Genomic DNA, 19442 nt, shown 5'->3' with positions numbered 1-19442 from the left:
TGTGATATTATGAATGAAAAAACATTAGAACAGTTAATGCAACTTACTAAAAAATATAGTGAAATTGAAAAGCAATTAGAAAATCCCGAATTAATTCCTCGTGATAAATACACTGAATTAACAAAAGAACATAGTAGATTAGAACCAATTATTGAACAATATTGAAAATATGAAAAAATTAACAAAGAAATTATTGAAGCAAAAAAGGCATTAGTAACCGAACAGGATCAAGAACTTTGTGAAATGCTTAAAACAGATATTAAAGCAAATGAAATTGAATTAGAAAAAGCAGAAAATGAATTAAAACTAACACTAGTTCCTAAAGATATAAATGATGATAAAAATGTTATTATTGAAATTAGAGGAGCTGTTGGTGGCGATGAAGCAAATATTTTTGCTGGTGATTTATATCGTATGTATAGTAAGTATTGTGAAATTCAACGATGAAAAATTGAAACTATTGAAGCAAAAGAAGCAATAAATGGGGGATTTAGTTATATTGCTTTTATGATTAAAGGTAAACATGTATTTGCTAAATTAAAGTTTGAAGCTGGTGGACATCGTGTTCAGAGAGTTCCAAAAACCGAATCACAAGGACGAGTTCATACTTCAATTGCAACGGTTGCTGTATTGCCAGAAGTTAATGAAGTTGAAATTAAAATAAATAATTCTGATTTAAGAATTGATACTTATCGTTCTAGTGGTGCTGGTGGTCAACATGTTAATACTACCGATTCAGCAATTAGAATTACTCATATTCCAACAGGTGTTGTTGTAACTTCACAGGACGGACGAAGTCAACATGATAATAAAGATAAAGCAATGCGGGTATTAAGAGCTAAACTTTATGAAAAAAAAGTTGAAGAAGAACAGGGAAGAATTGGTAATTTAAGAAAAACAGCTGTTGGTAGCGGTGATCGTTCAGAAAAAATTAGAACATACAATTATCCACAAAATAGAGTAACCGATCATCGAATTGGATTATCTTTATTAAAGTTAGATCGTATTATGGAAGGTAATATTGATGAAATTATTATTGCTTTAATTAGTAGTGAACAAAAAGAAAAATTAGAAAATATTGATGAAAATATTACAGTATTAAAGTAAAAAAGGAAGAAATTATTATGGATTTTAAGATTTTAGACTCTAGAACAAAAATTTTGTTTTTAATATCAGTTATTTTTTTATATGCGGCATTAGGAACGTTTATTACATTAACTTTTAGTAGTGGTATTATTCACATTTTATTTTTAGTTTTAACATTATGATTTGCTAGTGCATCTAGTTTAATTTTTCATTATTTATTATGAAAAAATTTAGAATTTTTACGAAATATTAATGGTAATAATATTAATAATTTTGGTTTTATTATTAGTATTTGTAGTTACATTATTCTTTTTCCAATTATTTGTTTATTAACAATTAGTTTTTTATTTATTTTTAGTATTATTGTTTTAATTCTCGTTGTTAATAATTTAATAAAAAAAACTTCAAGAAATAATAATTCATCTGTTAATTTTCAATAAAATATTTATTTTTGGAGTATAAATTAATGACTTATAGAGATTATCTTTTATTAGCAAAAAAAATTAATAAAAAAAATGAACAAATTAATAAGATAATTTTATTAAAGTTTATTAATAAAGATTTATCTTGATTATATGCAAATCTTAGTCAAACAATAGCAATAGATTTTTTAGAATCATATTTACAACTAGTTAAAAAATTTGTTGCTGGCTATCCTTTACAATATATTATTGGTTATCAATGATTTCTTGATCATAAGTTTGTTGTTGATAATAGAGTATTAATTCCTCGTAATGAAACCGAAGAACTAGTTAAAAATGTTTTTGTCTATGCGCAAAACATTTTTAATAATGATAATTTAAAAGTATTAGATTTAGGGACAGGCAGTGGTGCTATTGCTATTAGTTTAGCGTTAAAGAAACCTAATTGAAATATAGTAGCAAGTGATATTAGCAAAGATGCATTAACTATTGCTAAGATTAATAATGATAATTTTAACCTAAAAAATATTAATTTTGTTGAAAGCGATATATTTACAAATCTTAAAAATCATAAATTTAATATTATTGTTTCAAATCCACCATATATTGATGAGACAGCAAATACTTTTTCAAAACATAATTTACAATATGAACCAAAATTAGCTTTATTTGCTGATCATAAAGGATTATATTTTTATGAAGTAATTTTTCAACAATGTCATGCAGTTTTAGAAAAATCTTTTTTATTAGCATTTGAATTTGGTTTTGATCAAAAAGAAGCACTAACTATTCTTATTAAAAAGTATTTACCACAATATAATTACAAATTTATTAAAGATATTAATAATAAATGAAGAATGCTATTTATTTGGCAAGCATTATAACATATAAAAATAATTTAAGAACAATAATTTTGTCACTCAAAAGGTGACTATTTTATTTTTTGAAAAGGAAAATCTCATTTAATCTTTCAATTAGGATAACGAGGGCAGTTTTAATGTGGCGTATCATTGAAATATGCTGAATTATACTTGTAAGTGCAAGTATAATTCAGCACCATTAATGAATGATTTTCCAATCTTTAATTAGTAATTTTAAGGTTTATTTTAAATTACAAATATCATTTATAAGTTTTTTATTCATTATTTTGAAACAACTATTATATTTAAAATAATAGGTGTATAATTTAGTTAAAATTTATAGTGGTGTTTTCATGATAACTTTACAGCAAAATAAAATTAAAGAAATTAGTCAAATCATTGCTAATGGCGAAGTGGTTGCTTTACCAACAGATACAATTTATGGTCTTGTTTGTAAATTTAATGATGACAAAGCTATTAATAAAATTTATCAAATAAAAAAACGTGATTATACTAAAGAACTGCCAATTTTAGTTGCTAGTTGAGAACAAGCTAAAAGCATTGGTATAATTAGCGATCAATTACAGTCATTTTGAATAAATAATTTTAGTGCTGGTAAAGTTACTGTTATAGTTTTAAAACAACCTAGTTTAAACACATCATATTGAATAAATAAAAAGACAATAGCAATTAGAGTTAGTGCTTCACATTTTATTCAAAAATTAATTAAATTAACAGGGCCTTTAGTAGCTACAAGTTGTAATTTAAGTAATGAACAACCAATTAACGATTATCATAATATAAACTTGCCTAACTTAAGGTATAGAGTAGCAGGTGAGATTTTAACAAATAAACCATCAACTATTTTTAATAGTTTTAATGATAAAATTATTAGATAATAATTAGATAACAGTATTAAAAAAGGAGATAATACTATGAATTGATGAATAATTTTAATTATTATTGCATGCACAACAATATTGATTTTGCTGAATTATACTTGTAAGTGCAAGTAAATAAAATTGCAAAAAATTCTCATATAAAAATTTCATAATGCTAAATTTAGTTTAGAAAAAAGTAAGGAGTTTTTATATGAGTTATAAACATCTTGGCATAGATGAAAGGATTTATATTGAGAATCAATTGAAATTTAAATTTAAAATTAGTGAAATAGCTAAAAATCTTAATCGAAGTATTAGTACTATTATTCGAGAAATTAATAGAAATAAAGATAATAATCATTATTTTTCATTAATTGCACAAAATAAAGCTGAAAATCGAAAACAATCACATATTAGTTTTCATAAGTTTAAAAATAAGAATTTAGTAAAATATGTACAACAAAAATTACTATTAGGTTGATCACATGAACAAATTTATGGCAGAATTAAAAATTTTCATAAAGAGTGAGTTATTAGTTTTAAAACAATTTATACTTGAATTTATTTTGGAATGCTTGATAAAGTTACTAGTAAAAATTTAAGCAGAAAAGGTAAAAAACGAAAATCTAAAGAAAATCGTGGCAAGTTTAATGGTAAATCAATTAAAGAACGAGATATAAATGTTAATGATCGTATAACACTTGGTCATTGAGAAGGAGATACTATAGTATCATCACGAGGTAAAAGCAAATCATGTTTAATAACTTTAGTTGAAAGAGTATCACGATTTACTTTAGCAATATTAGTTAAAAACAGAACTACTAAAGTTATTAATAAAAATGTCAGTTATTATTTATCAATTCTTCCTAAAAACATTGTTAAAACTATTACTTTTGATCGTGGCAAAGAATTTTCAAATTGACAACAACTTGAAAAAAATTTAGATGTAAAAATTTATTTTGCCAATCCATATTCACCTTGACAAAGAGGTACTAATGAAAATACTAATGGTTTAATTAGAGAAAAATTTCCTAAAAAATTTATTTTTTCAAAAACTAATAAAAATGAAGTTCATAAATTTATATTGTCTTTAAATCAAAGACCGAGAAAAATACTAAATTATCTTTCACCAATCGAATATTTGGATAGAAAAATAATTTAGTTGCACTTACCTTTACAATTTAGCGTTATAAAATTAAAGACATTAATCTTATCAAATCATCAGATTTTATACCTTTAAATCAAATAGACTTGTTAATTTCACGAAATAATCTTTATTTTATTGATTCTTTTGAACTACAAATAATACCATTAGTTAATGTTAAAAGTATTACATTTTTTTGAGAAAAAAATAATTATATAAAAAATAAACAAAAATATATTGGTATTGAAATTAATTTTCAAAATAAACGTTTATTTTTTCTTTTTAATAAATATGAAGAAGCAATTAGTTTTGCTGTTCATGTTATTAGTTTATAACAATTATTATTTAATAATTAAAAATTTTGCTTTTTTTGTGAAAATGATATAATTATACAAAATATATTATTAGGAGCAAAATTATGGCAAAAAAACACTTTAAATTTAATACTTGAAAGTTTATTCAATTTACTGGCTTTTTTTTAATTACTTTAGGAATTATATTTTCTTTTTCTTCTTTTAAAGTTAGCCTATTGTTATATTTTGGTTTAGTATCAGTATTAATAGGTTCTATTAATATTTTAATTTACTATATTTTTATTGGAACAAATAGTTATAAAAAATATTCAAGAAAACAAAATAATAATAAGTTAATAATCAAAAATAATTAAGAAATATAAAGTTAAAACTAAGAAGATTAGTTTTTTCGAGAGAATAATAGGTGAAAAACTATGAGAAAAATATTAAAAGTATTTAAAACGATGTTTTTAACGAGCATTATTTCTTTACCACTTATTGCATGTGATAAGGTAAATGATGCAAATCAAAAATATGTTGATATTAGTAATATTAATATGGAAGTTACTAATGCTCCTGTTGAATTAAATAAAGATATTTATAATACAGCTTTAATTAAATTTAAAACTAAAGTACAAACTGAAATTAATAAATTAGTTCCAGAAGGAAAAAAACCAGAAAATGGAACCGATTATAAAATAACAATTGTTAATCATAATGATATGTATGCTAAAATTGATAAATTTGAATCACTTGCTGTTAATGTATCTGCTTCAAATAATAGTAATTTTTTAAAAGGTAGTTTTAATGCTTGTGTAAAATTAGTATCAAAAGCTAAAGACATTAGTAATGTTAATATTGATAAGCAAGAAGAAAAAATTAAAATTAATACCACTACTTTTGGTGAAGCAATTGCTTTACGTTGTTTATCATTAATTGAAAGTAAAATTAATGCTATTGTTGCAACAGCAAAACAAGATAGTGACTATATTGTTAATGTAGAAGGTCATACTTTATCAGAATCTATTAAAACATTTGATGATGTTCATATTAATGTTAATGCTATTGAAGATGATTATCATTTTTTATTACATGGTAGTTTTAGTTTTGTCTTAGCTTTTGTTAAAGATTAATTTATATTATTTTGGGTAATAAAAAAGAAAACTTGATTTTCATTATTATCATAAAAATAAAGTAGTATAGTATGGGGTAAGAATGTCAGAAGTAGAAAAATTATTAACAATGAATTATGAAAATGTTTGTAATTTTTTAAAAAATAAATATGGATGTATTTCAAAAAATTATTTTTCAGATGCAACAATGTCTAAGAAATCACAAGGAATAACAAGGGGAAAAGAAGGTTTATATATTCATCATATTGATGAAGATAAAGCAATTTTGTTATCTACTCCCAAATGAGCTCAAAAGTCACCATTTGCATATCAATATGCTGATCGATTAGTTGATTGTAATTTACTAGAACATTTGGTTTTGCATATTAAAATTTTTGAATATCCTCATCCAAATAAACATAATTTTATGGAAGTTGGTGTTGGTGGAATTTATGCTTTTATTGTTCCTGAATTAAATGATATTTATAGTGGTATTCAATATAAACAACCACGAAAACAGAAAGTTACTGAAGTTGTTTTACCATTAAAAGGAGATTATTTTAAATGTATTAAAAAATTAGTAGAACTTGGGTTTTCTTATCCTTTGCTTACTTCTTTTAATCATCAATTTGGTACATGAAATAATAGAAATAATAATAGGTTATATGAAGAAATGAAAAAAATGGGTTTTAAACAGTAACTTTTTTTTATTGTTATTTAATCATAAATAAAAAATGTTAGTAAATTACCAACATTTATTTTTATTAAGTTTATGAAAAAGTTAATTGACAATGATTTTGATTAATTATTGGTAATTGTTCACCATTAATACTTGTTATATCGTTATTTCTTAATAATGGAGTTCTTTCAGATATTTGTTGTTCGTTATTACTTTCAACATTAATATCAGAAATATTTGTTGGAAAACATTTATCATAAATATTTGAAATGGAAGTGCTAATTCCATATCCTAGTTTAGAACCTAAAAATGCTCCAATAAAAGTTGAACCTGTTATACTAACCATTATTCCAAAGAGTGCCATTCCTGCTTCTGGTTCATATAAAGCTTCCTTATTTTTTGAAATTAAATCATAATAAAAATAACTTATGCCACTTAGCGCTGCACTACCACCTAATATTCCACCTGTATATGTAAAGTATTTTTGAATTTTTTTCATTTTTTCTCCTTTCAAAATAAAAAAACTATTTATTTTAAAATTAAAATAATAGTTTAAAAACTTGTATGAAGTTTTATCTTTTAATTTTAACATAAGATTTTTTTTGATGCTGAATTATACTTGTAAGTGCAAGTAAATAAAATTGCAAAAAATTCTCATATAAAAATTTCATAATGCTAAATTTAGTTTAGAAAAAAGTAAGGAGTTTTTATATGAGTTATAAACATCTTGGCATAGATGAAAGGATTTATATTGAGAATCAATTGAAATTTAAATTTAAATTTAAAATTAGTGAAATAGCTAAAAATCTTAATCGAAGTATTAGTACTATTATTCGAGAAATTAATAGAAATAAAGATAATAATCATTATTTCTATTAATTGCACAAAATAAAGCTGAAAATCGAAAACAATCACATATTAGTTTTCATAAGTTTAAAAATAAGAATTTAGTAAAATATGTACAACAAAAATTACTATTAGGTTGATCACCTGAACAAATTTATGGCAGAATTAAAAATTTTCATAAAGAGTGAGTTATTAGTTTTAAAACAATTTATACTTGAATTTATTTTGGAATGCTTGATAAAGTTACTAGTAAAAATTTAAGAAGAAAAGGTAAAAAACGAAAATCTAAAGAAAATCGTGGCAAGTTTAATGGTAAATCAATTAAAGAACGAGATATAAATGTTAATGATCGTATAACACTTGGTCATTGAGAAGGAGATACTATAGTATCATCACGAGGTAAAAGCAAATCATGTTTAATAACTTTAGTTGAAAGAGTATCACGATTTACTTTAGCAATATTAGTTAAAAACAGAACTACTAAAGTTATTAATAAAAATGTCAGTTATTATTTATCAACTCTTCCTAAAAACATTGTTAAAACTATTACTTTTGATCGTGGCAAAGAATTTTCAAATTGACAACAACTTGAAAAAAATTTAGATGTAAAAATTTATTTTGCCAATCCATATTCACCTTGACAAAGAGGTACTAATGAAAATACTAATGGTTTAATTAGAGAAAAATTTCCTAAAAAATTTATTTTTTCAAAAACTAATAAAAATGAAGTTCATAAATTTATATTGTCTTTAAATCAAAGACCGAGAAAAATACTAAATTATCTTTCACCAATCGAATATTTGGATAGAAAAATAATTTAGTTGCACTTACCTTTACAATTTAGCAAAAACAAAGTTATTAAAATAAAATTTATAAATTATATTTTTATTTAGTTAATTTTGAACTATAAGAATGTTATTAACAATTAAAAAAATAATTTTTGAATAAATCTTTTATCTTTTTTCGTTATTTTTATTGTTATTTTATTGATTTATAAATTAAAAGGCGTAAAATTTCATATTAGTATATATTTTAAATTATTGAAAATATACGCATTAAAGATAAAGGAGTGTTTTTAGTGGAAAGTAGTAAAAATCTGTTTATTGTTAATCATCCTTTAATACAAGATAAATTAACAAGAATTAGAAATCACTTAACCCAAAAAAAAGATTTCAAAGAGAATTTAAGCGAAATTGCAACGTTAATGGCTTATGAAGTATTTAAAGATATTCCTCTTGATGAAATTGAAGTTGAAACACCCATTACTAAAGTTATTGGTAAAACATTAACCAAGACAATCATTCTTTCTCCGATTTTAAGAGCAGGATTAGGGATGACAAATGGATTTGAGTATGTAGTACCTAATGCAATTATTAGTCATGTTGGTCTTTATCGTGATGAAGAAACTTTAAAACCACAAAAATATTTTTTTAAATATCCCAAAAATATTAAAAATATAAGTGATGCATTAGTATTTATCTTAGATCCAATGCTTGCTACTGGTGGTACTGCTGACGCTGCTATTAAAGAATTAAAAAAAGTAGGTTTTAAAAATATTACTTTAGTTTCCATTGTAGGAGCACCAGTAGCTATTAAGAAAATTAATCATAATCATCCTGATGTTAAGATTTTTTTAGCAGCGTTGGATAAAGAATTAAATGATGATGGTTATATTGTACCTGGATTGGGTGATGCTGGTGATCGAATTTTTGGAACTAAATAAATATTTTAATGAAAAAAATTAGAAATAACCTTTTTCTTTCAATACTTTTTACAATGTTATGCTATTGATTATTAATTAATGTAGGATTAATTATAACAGTTATAATTAATACAAACCATTGGTTATTAATTGCTGGATTTAATATTGGTTTTATAGGAAGTATGATTGGGTTATGCTTTTTATATTTATCGTCAAAATGATTAACCAGCGGAATACATTTAAAACAAACCTTAGCATATTTTGGATTCTTATTAAGAATGTTAATTTATGGTTCAATTATAGTTTTGAATATTTTCTTTAACTTTGCTAATATTTTTACTATAATTGCCGGAATGTCAATATTAATGGTTGCTACTATTACTGCAACATTATGTGTATATCAAAAAAATAACTTAAAAGAAGGAATTTAAATGGAAACTTTAGCTGGATTGGAAAGTTGGAATTATTTACAAATTATGCCACAATTGGTAACAATTTTGATAACAACAGTCTTTATCAGTGTTATTAGTTATATTTATTATTATAAAGTAAAAAGAATGAAGCCTGATGAAGATCCAAGAGGTATTGTTTTAGTTGTTGAATTAATAATTAAATCAGTTGAAAAAATTGTTGTTGATGTTCTTGGTGTAAAGTATAAAAACCTGACAGTTTATTTGTTATATGTAATGGGTTATATTTTAATTGGTAATTGATTATCGATTATTGGTCTTGAACCACAGTCATCAATGTATACTGTTACTTTATCAATGGCATTAGTTACTTTTATTGGAATATATTATATTGCTATTAAATTTCAGAAACTTTTATTTTTTAAAAAATTTATTATTAACCCTCTAGAATTAATTACTCAATTTGCACCTTTGATTTCTTTATCTTTTCGTTTATTTGGTAATATTTTAGGTGGAAGTATTATTTTGGCAATGCTTTATGGGGTAACTGCTAATATTTGAAGTAATATCCCAATTATTGGTCAGATGAATTTATTAATTGGTGTAATTGGACCATTCTTACATATTTATTTTGATTTATTTGCTGGAAGTATTCAAGCCTTAATTTTTGGTACCTTAACTCTTGTTTATTGGAAGTTACAAATGGAGGAAGGAAGTTCTCATAAGGGAGACCTTACTATTAAATTACCAAAAAAACTTCGTAAACAACAAGCAATAAATCATGAAGAAGAAATTTATACCGAACGTTCAATTATGGAAAAAAAATAAAACACAAAAAGGAGAATTTATTGATTATGGAATTATTAACAACAGTAATGACACATGTCTTTCATTTTTTTAATCATTTAGCAGCTGATCCTAATGGATTGATGAATTTAAAGTTTGTTGGAGCTGGAATTTCAACTATTTCTTGTGCAGGAAGTGGAATTGGTCAAGGTTTTGCTGCTGGTAAAGCTGTTGAAGCGGTTGCTCGTAATCCTGAAGTAGAATCTAAAATTAGAACACAATTTGTTATTGGTGCAGCTATTGCCGAATCAGGTGCTATTTATGGATTAGTTGTTTCTCTAATTTTAATATTTGTAGCATAAGGTATTAAAAAATATTAAAAAGTAGGTGATTTTATGAATTTTAATTTCAATGATTTAGTATCAGGTGATGATATTGTTAATCAATTATTTCCCAATCTTCCTGTTTTTATTGCTCATATTTTTGCAACATTAATTTTATTAATGGTACTTTGAAGATGAGTTTATGCTCCGTTTTGTAAGGCTTTACATTCGCGACATTTAGTAATTAAAGAAAAACTTGATGATGCTGCTTGCAAGCAATCATTAGCTAATCAAGATCGTGGTGAAGCTAGTCAAATATTAAAAGCTGCTAAAATTGAAGCTCAGGAAATTATTGCTAATGCACAAAATGATGGTTACAATAAGCGTAAACAAATTATTGATAAAGCGCAAGAAGAGAGTATGCGTATTACTAATCAATCAAATCGTGATTTAGTTCGTGCTCGTAAAGAGGTAGAAGCAAAGATTAACGAAAAAATCAAAGTAGTAGCATTAGAAGCAGCTAAAAAAATTATTGGTGCTGAAATGAATGCTAAAAAACATGAACAATTAATTACTGATTTTATTAAGAATTTGGAATAGTGGTGAAGTTAAATGATAGATGAAGGATTAGCTAATCAATGAAGTAATGGTCTTTTTCAATTAGCAAGAGAAATAAAAAAAATTACTCAATTTGCTGAAGAAAGTAATAAATTAATTGATATTTTTACTACTTATCCAGAATTTATTGATATTACTAGTAGTAGTAATATAACTATTGAAACACGTAAACAAATTATTAGTGAAACTTTTAAAAATCATATTGAACCATATATGTTAAATTTTTTCTTTTTGTTGATTGATGAACATCATTTCCAGTGTGTTCGTTTTATTTTAAAAGAATTTCGCAAATTATGTAATGAATATCAAGATGTAAACTATGGCATTATTTATTCAGTAATAGAACTTTCAAACCAACAAATAAATCAAATAAAATTGAAAATTGAGAAAGTCATTAAACATAAGATTAAAGTCGTTAACAAGATTGATAAATCATTAATTGGCGGTATTAAAGTTAAAGTACGGAATCAAGTTTTTGATGGTTCCGTTAAAGGTCAAATTGATCAATTAAAACAAGAATTATTAAGTCATGAATAGAGGTAAAACAAATGTCCTTAAATGTTAATCAAATTTCAGAAATTATAAAAAGCCAAATTAAAAATTATGGTAAAAAAATTAGTGCTAATGAGGAAGGCATTGTTGTTACTGTCGGTGATGGAATTGCGCTAATTCATGGTTTAGATAAGGCTGTTAATGGTGAATTAGTATTTTTTCCTAAAAGTAATATTTATGGTATGGTTTTGAGTTTAGAAGAAACTGCTGTTGGTGTTACTTTAATGGGGGATGACACAGGTATCAAAGAAGGAGATATTGTTAGTAGAACAGGTAATGTTGTTGAAACACCAGTTGGTAATATGCTTTTAGGAAGAGTTGTTAATGCACTAGGGCAAAAGATTGATGGTAAAGGTCCAATTAAAACTACGAAAACTAGACCGATTGAAAGAATAGCGCTGGGTGTGATGACTAGAAAATCTGTATCAGAACCTTTAGCAACAGGATTATTATCAATTGATGCAATGATTCCGATTGGCAAAGGTCAAAGAGAGTTAATAATTGGTGATCGTCAAACTGGAAAAACAACGATTGCTATTGATACTATTATTAATCAAAAGGGTAAAAATGTCTTTTGTGTTTATGTTGCTATTGGTCAAAAAGCTTCAACTGTTGCTCAAATTGTTGATAAATTAACACAACTAGGGGCAATGGAGTATACAACTATTGTTGCTGCTACTGCTAGTGAAGTTGCTCCTTTGCAATATATTGCTCCTTATACAGGAGTAACTATTGCCGAAGAATGAATGGAAGAAGGTAAAGATGTCTTAATTGTTTATGATGATTTGAGTAAACATGCAGTGGCCTATCGTGCTATTTCCTTATTATTAAGAAGACCACCAGGAAGAGAAGCTTATCCAGGAGATGTTTTTTATCTTCATTCACGTTTATTAGAGCGTGCAGCTAAATTAAATGAAAAACATGGTGGTGGGAGTATTACTGCCTTACCTATTATTGAAACACAAGCCGGTGATATTTCTGCATATATTCCTACTAATGTTATTTCAATTACTGATGGTCAAATTTTTTTAATGTCAGAATTATTTAATGCCGGAATTCGTCCAGCAGTTGATGTAGGTTTATCAGTTTCACGGGTAGGTTCATCAGCACAAATTAAAGCAATAAAACAAGCAGGTGGAACATTAAAATTAGAATTAGCACAATTTCGTGAATTACAAGCTTTTTCACAATTTGGTTCTGATTTAGATGAAAATACTAGAGCTGTTATTGAACATGGTAAACGTGCCATTGAAATTTTAAAACAAAAACAAAATGAACCATTAAATCAAATTGATCAAGCAATTATTTTATTAGCAATTAAAAATAAGGCAATTAAATGATTACCAGTAGAAATGATGGATTCTTTTAAAAAGGAAGTAATAACTTATTTTCAAAAACAACAACGAAAAAGTTATTTAAAGTTACAGCAAGATCAAGCATTTAGTGAAGAGTTACAAGTGAGCATTAGTCAAGGCATTATGCAGGTTGTTTATAATTTGACTAATAAGCTAAATGACTATAATCCTAAAATATATGGTAGTCTTGAAGAATGGGAAACACTAATTAAAACATTCAAATAATGTATTAGGAAGGTAAGGTGAAATATCATGGCTCAAAGCATGGAACAAATTAGACAAAAAATTAAATCTGTTAATACTAGTTATAAAATTACTAAAGCAATGCAACTAGTATCAACAGCTAAATTAAAAAAAGTAGGTAAAAGAATTGAGATGATTAAACCTTATTATTCTGAAGTTTATGATACATTCAATCAACTAATACCTAAATTAAGTAATTCAATTTATTTAAAAACAAAGGATCAAGTTATTAATAAAACAATATGAGTTGTTTTTAATTCTAATTTAGGATTATGTGGTGGTTTTAATAATAATTTAAATAAATTAGTACTAGAACAATATCAACCACAAGATGAAATAGTTGTTATTGGTAGTAAAGGAGTTTCATACTTTACTAATCATCATTGTAAAATTATGCAATCTTATACTGAAATTAACATTCAATCATCATATAATGAGTCGCAAGAGATATCTTTGTTGTTACTTTCTAAGTTTAATAATCAAGAAACTGATGCTATTAAAATTGCATATACAAAATATGTAAATACGGTAACAACAATTCCAACAATTATTGATTTATTACCAATTGTTTCTATTAAAACTAATCAAGAAAGTAATTTAATTCAAACTGATTTTGAACCAGACGCTAATACTGTTATTAATAGTGCTATTCCTTTATATGTTGGTGCCATTGTTTATGGTGCATTAGTAGAATCACAAGTGTCAGAGCAAGCATTACGAAGATTAGCAATGGAAAATGCTTCAAATAATGCCAAAGAAATGAAAGATAAATTATTAGTAAGTTATAATCGTGCCCGTCAAGGTGCTATTACCCAAGAAATTTCAGAAATTATTGGTGGCGCTGATTCCCAATCATCATAATAAAGGAGTAAACTAAAATGAAAAATGCAACTAGTAAAAAATCTATAACAATTAAAGAAAAAAATGTTAGTGATAAAAATTCTTTAAAAAAAGATAACACTAAAGTTATTGCTAAAGTAAAAGCAAAAGTGACTAAAAAAGTAGTTAATAGCAAAGAAAGTGTTAAAACTAGTAAACAATTACCAACTAAACGAAATATTGGAAAAATTGTTCAAATTTCAGGTCCAGTTATTGATATTGGTTTTAATGATAATAGTTTACCTAATTTAAATAATGCTATTAGTATTGATAATAATGGTCAAAAATTAATTGTTGAAGTTGCAAAACATATTGGTGATGATAGTGTTCGTTGTATTTCAATGGGTCCAACCGAAGGATTACTACGTGGTCTTGAAGCAGTTGATTTAGGAATACCAATTAGTGTTCCTGTTGGTGAAGAAGTTTTGGGTAGACTTTTTAATGTATTGGGTGAAGTCATTGATGATGGTAAAGAACTTAAAACTAAATTAAAATATCCTATTCATCGTACACCTCCTAGTTTTGATGAATTACAATCAAAATCTGAAATTTTAGAAACAGGAATTAAAGTTATTGATTTATTAGCACCTTATGCTAAAGGTGGAAAAATTGGTTTATTCGGTGGAGCTGGAGTTGGTAAAACAGTTTTAATTCAAGAATTAATTAATAACATAGCTAAAGAACATGGTGGTATTTCTGTCTTTTCAGGAGTTGGCGAAAGAACACGTGAGGGTAATGATTTATATTATGAAATGCAAGACTCAGGTGTTATTAGTAAAACTGCTTTAGTGTTTGGTCAAATGTCAGAACCACCAGGTGCTAGAATGCGTGTTGCATTAACTGGTTTAACAATTGCTGAATACTTCCGTGATGAAAAACAACAAGATGTATTATTATTTATTGATAATATATTTCGTTTTACACAAGCTGGTAGTGAAGTATCAGCTTTATTAGGAAGAATGCCTTCAGCAGTAGGGTACCAACCAACATTATCGACAGAAATGGGTGCTTTACAAGAACGTATTGTATCAACAACACGTGGTTCTATTACATCTGTACAAGCAGTATATGTACCAGCTGATGATTTAACTGATCCAGCTCCTGCGACAACATTTACTCACTTGGATGCCAAAATTGTTTTAGATCGTAATATTGCTGCTTTAGGGCTTTATCCTGCTGTTCATCCTTTACAATCTTCATCAAGAATGTTAGATCCTGCTATTGTTGGTCAGGAGCATTATGATGTTGCGCAAAGAGTTATTGAAACAATTCAACGTTTTTCTGAATTAGAACCAATCATTGGTATTTTAGGAATGGATGAGTTGAGTGAAGAAGATAAAAAAATAGTAGCTAGAGCAAGAAGAATTCGTAATTTTTGTTCACAACCATTTCATGTTGCTGAAAAATTTTCGGGTTTAAATGGTATTTATATTCCGATTAGTAAAACTGTTAATAGTTTTAAACAAATTTTAGATGGTGAATGTGATGATTTACCAGAGCAAGCGTTTTTATATGTAGGAACTATTGAACAAGCAATTGAAAAGGCAAAGAAATTGAGATAATTGAAGGTGATAGTATGGCATTAAATCTTAAAATTATTACTCCTGATGGTATTTTTTTCGATGGAGAAGTACAGTGAGTTAATGTTAAAACAACTGAAGGCTATGTTGGTATTCTTGAATGGCATACACCTTTGATTGCTAATATTCAAATATCGAAAATGTCATTTAAAATTAAAGAAAAAATTCGTAATTTAACGATTTCTGGTGGACTTTTGGTAACTGATTTACATATGGTTCGTATTATTAGTGATAAAGTTGAATATACATCAATTTTAAAAGAGCAAGAAACAAAGGTATTTGATGAGCGTATTAAAAGGGTTAGTGGAGGTTAATAAATATGCATGATTCACATTTAATAAAATGAATAATTGAAATAAGTATTTATCTTTTTAGTTTTATTGCTAGCGGATTTGCTGTAAAAGCAATTCCTTTTAATAAATTTCTTGATCATAAAAGAATAAAAGAATCATGAATTTTATATATGTTAACAACTTTAGTTTTTACTTATTGTATTGGTACGTTAATTATTAAATTTATTGGTTTAGATATTTGGTTTAATTTAAATTAATACTTAAAATTAAAAAAATAAAAATAGTAAGTGTTTTAAAATACTTACTATTTTTTTAATTACAATATATTATTAAAATTTATAGTAGTTATTGATAATACCTATATATATTATAAAATTTCTCCGAAATTACTATTATAGTAGTAAAAAAATCGTTTTTATTTATTTTATTGTTGTTTTTACTATTATATATATATATAATATTTTTATCTGTATAGAATAAAATTCTCATCTGTATAGAACAATATAGAATGGAGGTGAGAAAATGAGTAAATTTTTTCATAGTAAACAAACAACTCCTGAGGATAAGAAAAATCCTAGTTTTACTTTTAAAGGAACTTTTAATAAATTAGGTGGCAAAATGTTTGGTAAAATGCAAAACTTATCAAGAGCCATTGTTTTACCAATAGCCACATTACCAATAGCTGGCTTATTGTTAGGAATTGGTGGTGGAGTTGCTAGTGCTTTAAAGCAATTACCTAATCATGATAGTCTTGTTGGTATTATTAATATTTTTGCAATTATGCAATCAGCTGGAAACGTTGTTTTTGCTAATTTAGGATTGATTTTTGCTATTTCTATTGCTTTTGGTTTTGCAAAAGCTAGTAAAGGTGTAGCTGCTCTTTCTGGATTTATTACTTTTATTGTTATGACTTCAGTTATTAGTGGCATGTTTTTTTGAAATCCTAAAACAGGAATGTTGGGATTTGATCCATGAGGTTTAGGTGAAGGTGCCAAGATTACTCCAGAAAGTGGTAAATCTTCTGGTTTATTTTCTTCTGTCTTAGGATTATTTCCTACGTTTGATACTTCAGTTTTAGGTGGCATTCTTGTTGGTTGATTAGTATCAGTTGTTCATAATCATTCATACAATATTCGTATGCCAAGAGTATTAGCTTTTTTTGGTGGTGAACGTTTTGTGCCAATTTTAGCTGTTTTTGTTGGAATAGGAATGGGATTAGCTTTTTTCTTTATTTGACCAATGTTATTAATTGCTTTTAGAGAAATTGGTAATGGCTTAGCAGCTGGTATGAATACAGGTCAACTTACTGATGGACAGTTAACTGGTGATAATTTTCATCCAACAGTTGGTGGAGCATTTATTGCAATGTTTTTTGGAATTACTGAACGTTTATTAATACCAACAGGATTGCATCACGTTCAATATGCACCTTTCTGATATACTGGAATTGGTGGTACGTGAACTAATGGATCTGACACATTTGTAGGAGCGTACAATATTTTCTTTGGACAATTTGCTTCTAATGCAGTAGGACACATGAATCAAACACCAGGAACAATGTTTATGAGTGGGCGATTTGCATATATGCAATATGGTTATCCATTTGCAGCGCTTGCTATGTGAATGTTAGCACGACCAGAAAATAAAAAAATGGTTGGTGGTATTTTAGGATCTGCTGCTCTAACTTCTTTCTTAACAGGAGTTACAGAACCATTGTTGTTTTCATTCTTATTTGTAGCACCATTATGTTTTGTTTTCCATGCATTTATGGCAGGAATTAGTTTTATGATGGCGTATTTATTAAATATAGTTGTTGGTCAAGGTTTTGCTGCTGGATTTATTGACTTTTCTTTCTTTGGAATATTACCAAGTATTCTTGGTAAAGAAACAGGCTTCTATTGAGTATTTGCTACTGGATTAATTATGGCACCTGCTTATTTCTTTGGGTTCTATTACATTATTAAGTGAAGAAATTACAAAACTTTAGGTCGTGAAAAAGGAGAATTAGCAACCAACTTAGCTTTACAAAGTGTTGAAAGTTCTTTAGATAAGTCTTCAAAAAAAGGTAGAACAAAAGTAGAAAATTTATTACTTGGACTTGGTGGAGCATTAAATATTATTGATGTTAACGCTAAAGATAAAGTATTAGTTGCAACTTTAAAAGATGCAAATATTTATTCAAAAGCTTTATTAAGATTAAGTGGAACTAAAAATATTAAAGTAATTGCCAATAAAGTTGAAATTACTTATCTTGATGGTGCAGAGTCTATTCATAAAACTTTACAAGCAGAAATGACAAAGAAACAAACATTAACACCTGATACTAATAAAGATAAAAATAATGATATGTTAGAAAATATTTTTAAAGGTCTTGGTGGACGAAGTAATGTTAAATTATTAGACAATTGTGCTACAAGATTGCGTGTTACAGTTTTTGATGAAACTAAAGTTGATGATAATATTTTAAAATCAACTGGTGCAGTTGGTATCTTTAAAAAAGGTACAGCTATTCAAGTAATTTATGGGCCACAAGTAGGTAATATTAAAAATGATTTATTAAAAACTTGAACTCCAAAATAAACTATTACTAAAATATAAAAATGAGCAACTTTTTAAGTTGTTCATTTTTTTAGTTTTAGTTACGGATAATGTTAAAATTATGATATAGGATGGAGGGAAAACTATGTTTTTTGATGATGATGAAGAAAAGTTAGAAGAAGCTAGGTATGAAGAAATACAAACAAATATACAAAATTTAACATTAACAATTGATGTTAATATTGTTGTTAAAGATTTATTTAAATATATTAAATTAAAATGTACACAAAAAATTAGAATTATGGATATATTAGCATTGTTTTTATCAATATTTTCAATAATTCTTTCAATATTATTAACTGTTATTGATAAAACTGATCAAAAAATTAGTTTTGAACTTCGAAAATTATTGTATGCGGTAAATATATTTAAAGATTTAACAGTGGTAATGGTATTAGTAATTGCATTATTTATGATTATTTATGAGATTAAATATTGAATTAAACAAAATAAGCAATTCAAATCTTTTTATGCAGCAAATGCTGATTTTACACCCGAAGAAATTGTTTCGGAACTAATGGATCTTAATAATATTTTTAGTTTTAAGCATTGAAATGAAATTTCATTCCATATTAAATACTATAAAAAATGTAAATCATTTAAACGACATGCAATTTTAATCGCTATTTTGGATTATTATCAATTGCCAATTAATAAATGAAATTTAATGTATTTAAATCAAACAATTAATTATTTAAATGCTGAATTATACTTCTAAGTGCAAGTAAATAAAATTGCAAAAAATTCTCATATAAAAATTTCATAATGCTAAATTTAGTT

The 19442-nt window shown here is 25.9% G+C and carries 24 protein-coding genes; 23 read left to right on the top strand and 1 reads right to left on the bottom strand.

What is annotated here, in order from left to right; genetic code table 4:
- The first annotated feature begins 9 nt into the window (after positions 1–9).
- From prfA to AAHM79_RS08565, 8 genes are all read left to right on the top strand, one after another.
- Complete coding sequence (gene prfA / locus AAHM79_RS08600) at positions 10–1107, top strand: peptide chain release factor 1 (RefSeq protein ID WP_342257650.1); 1098 nt, start codon at positions 10–12, stop codon at positions 1105–1107.
- 445 nt (positions 1108–1552) lie between these two features.
- Complete coding sequence (gene prmC, locus AAHM79_RS08595) at positions 1553–2392, top strand: peptide chain release factor N(5)-glutamine methyltransferase (RefSeq protein WP_338980284.1); 840 nt, start codon at positions 1553–1555, stop codon at positions 2390–2392.
- A 329-nt stretch (positions 2393–2721) separates the two neighbouring features.
- On the top strand, positions 2722–3267 hold the full coding sequence (locus AAHM79_RS08590; RefSeq protein WP_342257649.1) for an L-threonylcarbamoyladenylate synthase: 546 nt from the start codon (positions 2722–2724) through the stop codon (positions 3265–3267).
- 193 nt (positions 3268–3460) lie between these two features.
- Positions 3461–4411, top strand: a complete 951-nt coding sequence (locus AAHM79_RS08585) for an IS30 family transposase (protein ID WP_342257648.1) — start codon at positions 3461–3463, stop codon at positions 4409–4411.
- Between the two features lie 89 nt (positions 4412–4500).
- Positions 4501–4728, top strand: a complete 228-nt coding sequence (locus AAHM79_RS08580) for a hypothetical protein (protein ID WP_342257647.1) — start codon at positions 4501–4503, stop codon at positions 4726–4728.
- Positions 4729–4811: 83 nt separating this feature from the next.
- The gene (locus tag AAHM79_RS08575; RefSeq protein WP_252319347.1) at positions 4812–5060 is read left to right on the top strand and encodes a hypothetical protein; all 249 of its coding nucleotides are present in this window, start codon (positions 4812–4814) and stop codon (positions 5058–5060) included.
- A 60-nt stretch (positions 5061–5120) separates the two neighbouring features.
- Positions 5121–5819 (top strand): hypothetical protein, encoded by a 699-nt coding sequence (locus AAHM79_RS08570; protein WP_338958318.1) that lies wholly within the window; start codon positions 5121–5123, stop codon positions 5817–5819.
- An 82-nt stretch (positions 5820–5901) separates the two neighbouring features.
- Positions 5902–6498: a hypothetical protein gene (locus AAHM79_RS08565; RefSeq protein ID WP_342257646.1), complete on the top strand. Its 597-nt coding sequence runs from the start codon at positions 5902–5904 to the stop codon at positions 6496–6498.
- Positions 6499–6568: 70 nt separating this feature from the next.
- Here the strand turns inward: AAHM79_RS08565 and AAHM79_RS08560 are convergent, their stop codons facing one another.
- A complete protein-coding gene (locus tag AAHM79_RS08560) occupies positions 6569–6976 on the bottom strand; it encodes a hypothetical protein (protein ID WP_342257645.1) in 408 nt (135 codons plus the stop codon).
- 212 nt (positions 6977–7188) lie between these two features.
- On the opposite strand from AAHM79_RS08560, the gene AAHM79_RS08555 reads away from it, so the two are divergent.
- The 15 genes from AAHM79_RS08555 (at position 7189) to AAHM79_RS08485 (ending at position 19380) form a co-directional block, all read left to right on the top strand.
- Positions 7189–7356, top strand: a complete 168-nt coding sequence (locus AAHM79_RS08555) for a helix-turn-helix domain-containing protein (protein ID WP_342257644.1) — start codon at positions 7189–7191, stop codon at positions 7354–7356.
- Positions 7344–8144, top strand: a complete 801-nt coding sequence (locus tag AAHM79_RS08550) for an IS30 family transposase (RefSeq protein ID WP_342258251.1) — start codon at positions 7344–7346, stop codon at positions 8142–8144. The genes AAHM79_RS08555 and AAHM79_RS08550 overlap by 13 nt, the downstream gene beginning before the upstream one ends.
- 275 nt (positions 8145–8419) lie before the next feature.
- Positions 8420–9046 (top strand): uracil phosphoribosyltransferase, encoded by a 627-nt coding sequence (gene upp / locus AAHM79_RS08545; RefSeq protein WP_252319382.1) that lies wholly within the window; start codon positions 8420–8422, stop codon positions 9044–9046.
- Between the two features lie 53 nt (positions 9047–9099).
- The gene (locus AAHM79_RS08540; RefSeq protein ID WP_174480965.1) at positions 9100–9456 is read left to right on the top strand and encodes a hypothetical protein; all 357 of its coding nucleotides are present in this window, start codon (positions 9100–9102) and stop codon (positions 9454–9456) included.
- Positions 9457–10263 (top strand): F0F1 ATP synthase subunit A, encoded by an 807-nt coding sequence (locus AAHM79_RS08535; protein ID WP_342257643.1) that lies wholly within the window; start codon positions 9457–9459, stop codon positions 10261–10263.
- Between the two features lie 26 nt (positions 10264–10289).
- Positions 10290–10583, top strand: coding sequence for an ATP synthase F0 subunit C (gene atpE, locus AAHM79_RS08530; protein ID WP_281749185.1), 294 nt, complete (start codon positions 10290–10292; stop codon positions 10581–10583).
- A gap of 33 nt (positions 10584–10616) precedes the next feature.
- On the top strand, positions 10617–11144 hold the full coding sequence (atpF, locus tag AAHM79_RS08525) for a F0F1 ATP synthase subunit B (RefSeq protein WP_342257642.1): 528 nt from the start codon (positions 10617–10619) through the stop codon (positions 11142–11144).
- A gap of 12 nt (positions 11145–11156) precedes the next feature.
- A complete protein-coding gene (locus AAHM79_RS08520) occupies positions 11157–11699 on the top strand; it encodes a F0F1 ATP synthase subunit delta (protein ID WP_252319360.1) in 543 nt (180 codons plus the stop codon).
- Positions 11700–11710: 11 nt separating this feature from the next.
- Entirely contained in the window at positions 11711–13294 is a 1584-nt protein-coding gene (gene atpA, locus AAHM79_RS08515) for a F0F1 ATP synthase subunit alpha (protein WP_281749182.1), read from the top strand.
- Between the two features lie 27 nt (positions 13295–13321).
- Positions 13322–14173 carry an ATP synthase F1 subunit gamma gene (atpG, locus tag AAHM79_RS08510; RefSeq protein WP_342257641.1) on the top strand — a complete coding sequence of 284 codons (852 nt, stop codon included), beginning with the start codon at positions 13322–13324 and terminating at the stop codon, positions 14171–14173.
- A gap of 17 nt (positions 14174–14190) precedes the next feature.
- Positions 14191–15753: a F0F1 ATP synthase subunit beta gene (atpD, locus tag AAHM79_RS08505; protein ID WP_342257640.1), complete on the top strand. Its 1563-nt coding sequence runs from the start codon at positions 14191–14193 to the stop codon at positions 15751–15753.
- A 14-nt stretch (positions 15754–15767) separates the two neighbouring features.
- Positions 15768–16085 (top strand): F0F1 ATP synthase subunit epsilon, encoded by a 318-nt coding sequence (locus AAHM79_RS08500; RefSeq protein ID WP_174480958.1) that lies wholly within the window; start codon positions 15768–15770, stop codon positions 16083–16085.
- A 5-nt stretch (positions 16086–16090) separates the two neighbouring features.
- Positions 16091–16321 (top strand): hypothetical protein, encoded by a 231-nt coding sequence (locus tag AAHM79_RS08495; RefSeq protein WP_174480957.1) that lies wholly within the window; start codon positions 16091–16093, stop codon positions 16319–16321.
- A 265-nt stretch (positions 16322–16586) separates the two neighbouring features.
- Complete coding sequence (locus AAHM79_RS08490; RefSeq protein WP_342257639.1) at positions 16587–18644, top strand: PTS transporter subunit EIIC; 2058 nt, start codon at positions 16587–16589, stop codon at positions 18642–18644.
- A gap of 103 nt (positions 18645–18747) precedes the next feature.
- Positions 18748–19380: a hypothetical protein gene (locus AAHM79_RS08485; RefSeq protein WP_342257638.1), complete on the top strand. Its 633-nt coding sequence runs from the start codon at positions 18748–18750 to the stop codon at positions 19378–19380.
- Positions 19381–19442: the final 62 nt, after the last annotated feature.

Origin of the sequence: Spiroplasma endosymbiont of Nomada ruficornis, assembly GCF_964030795.1 — a bacterium.
Taxonomy (GTDB): Bacteria; Bacillota_I; Bacilli_A; order Mycoplasmatales; family VBWQ01; genus Spiroplasma_E; species Spiroplasma_E ixodetis_A.
The sequence above is the reverse complement of the archived record's forward strand: the minus strand, read 5'-3'. Positions and strand labels throughout refer to the sequence as shown.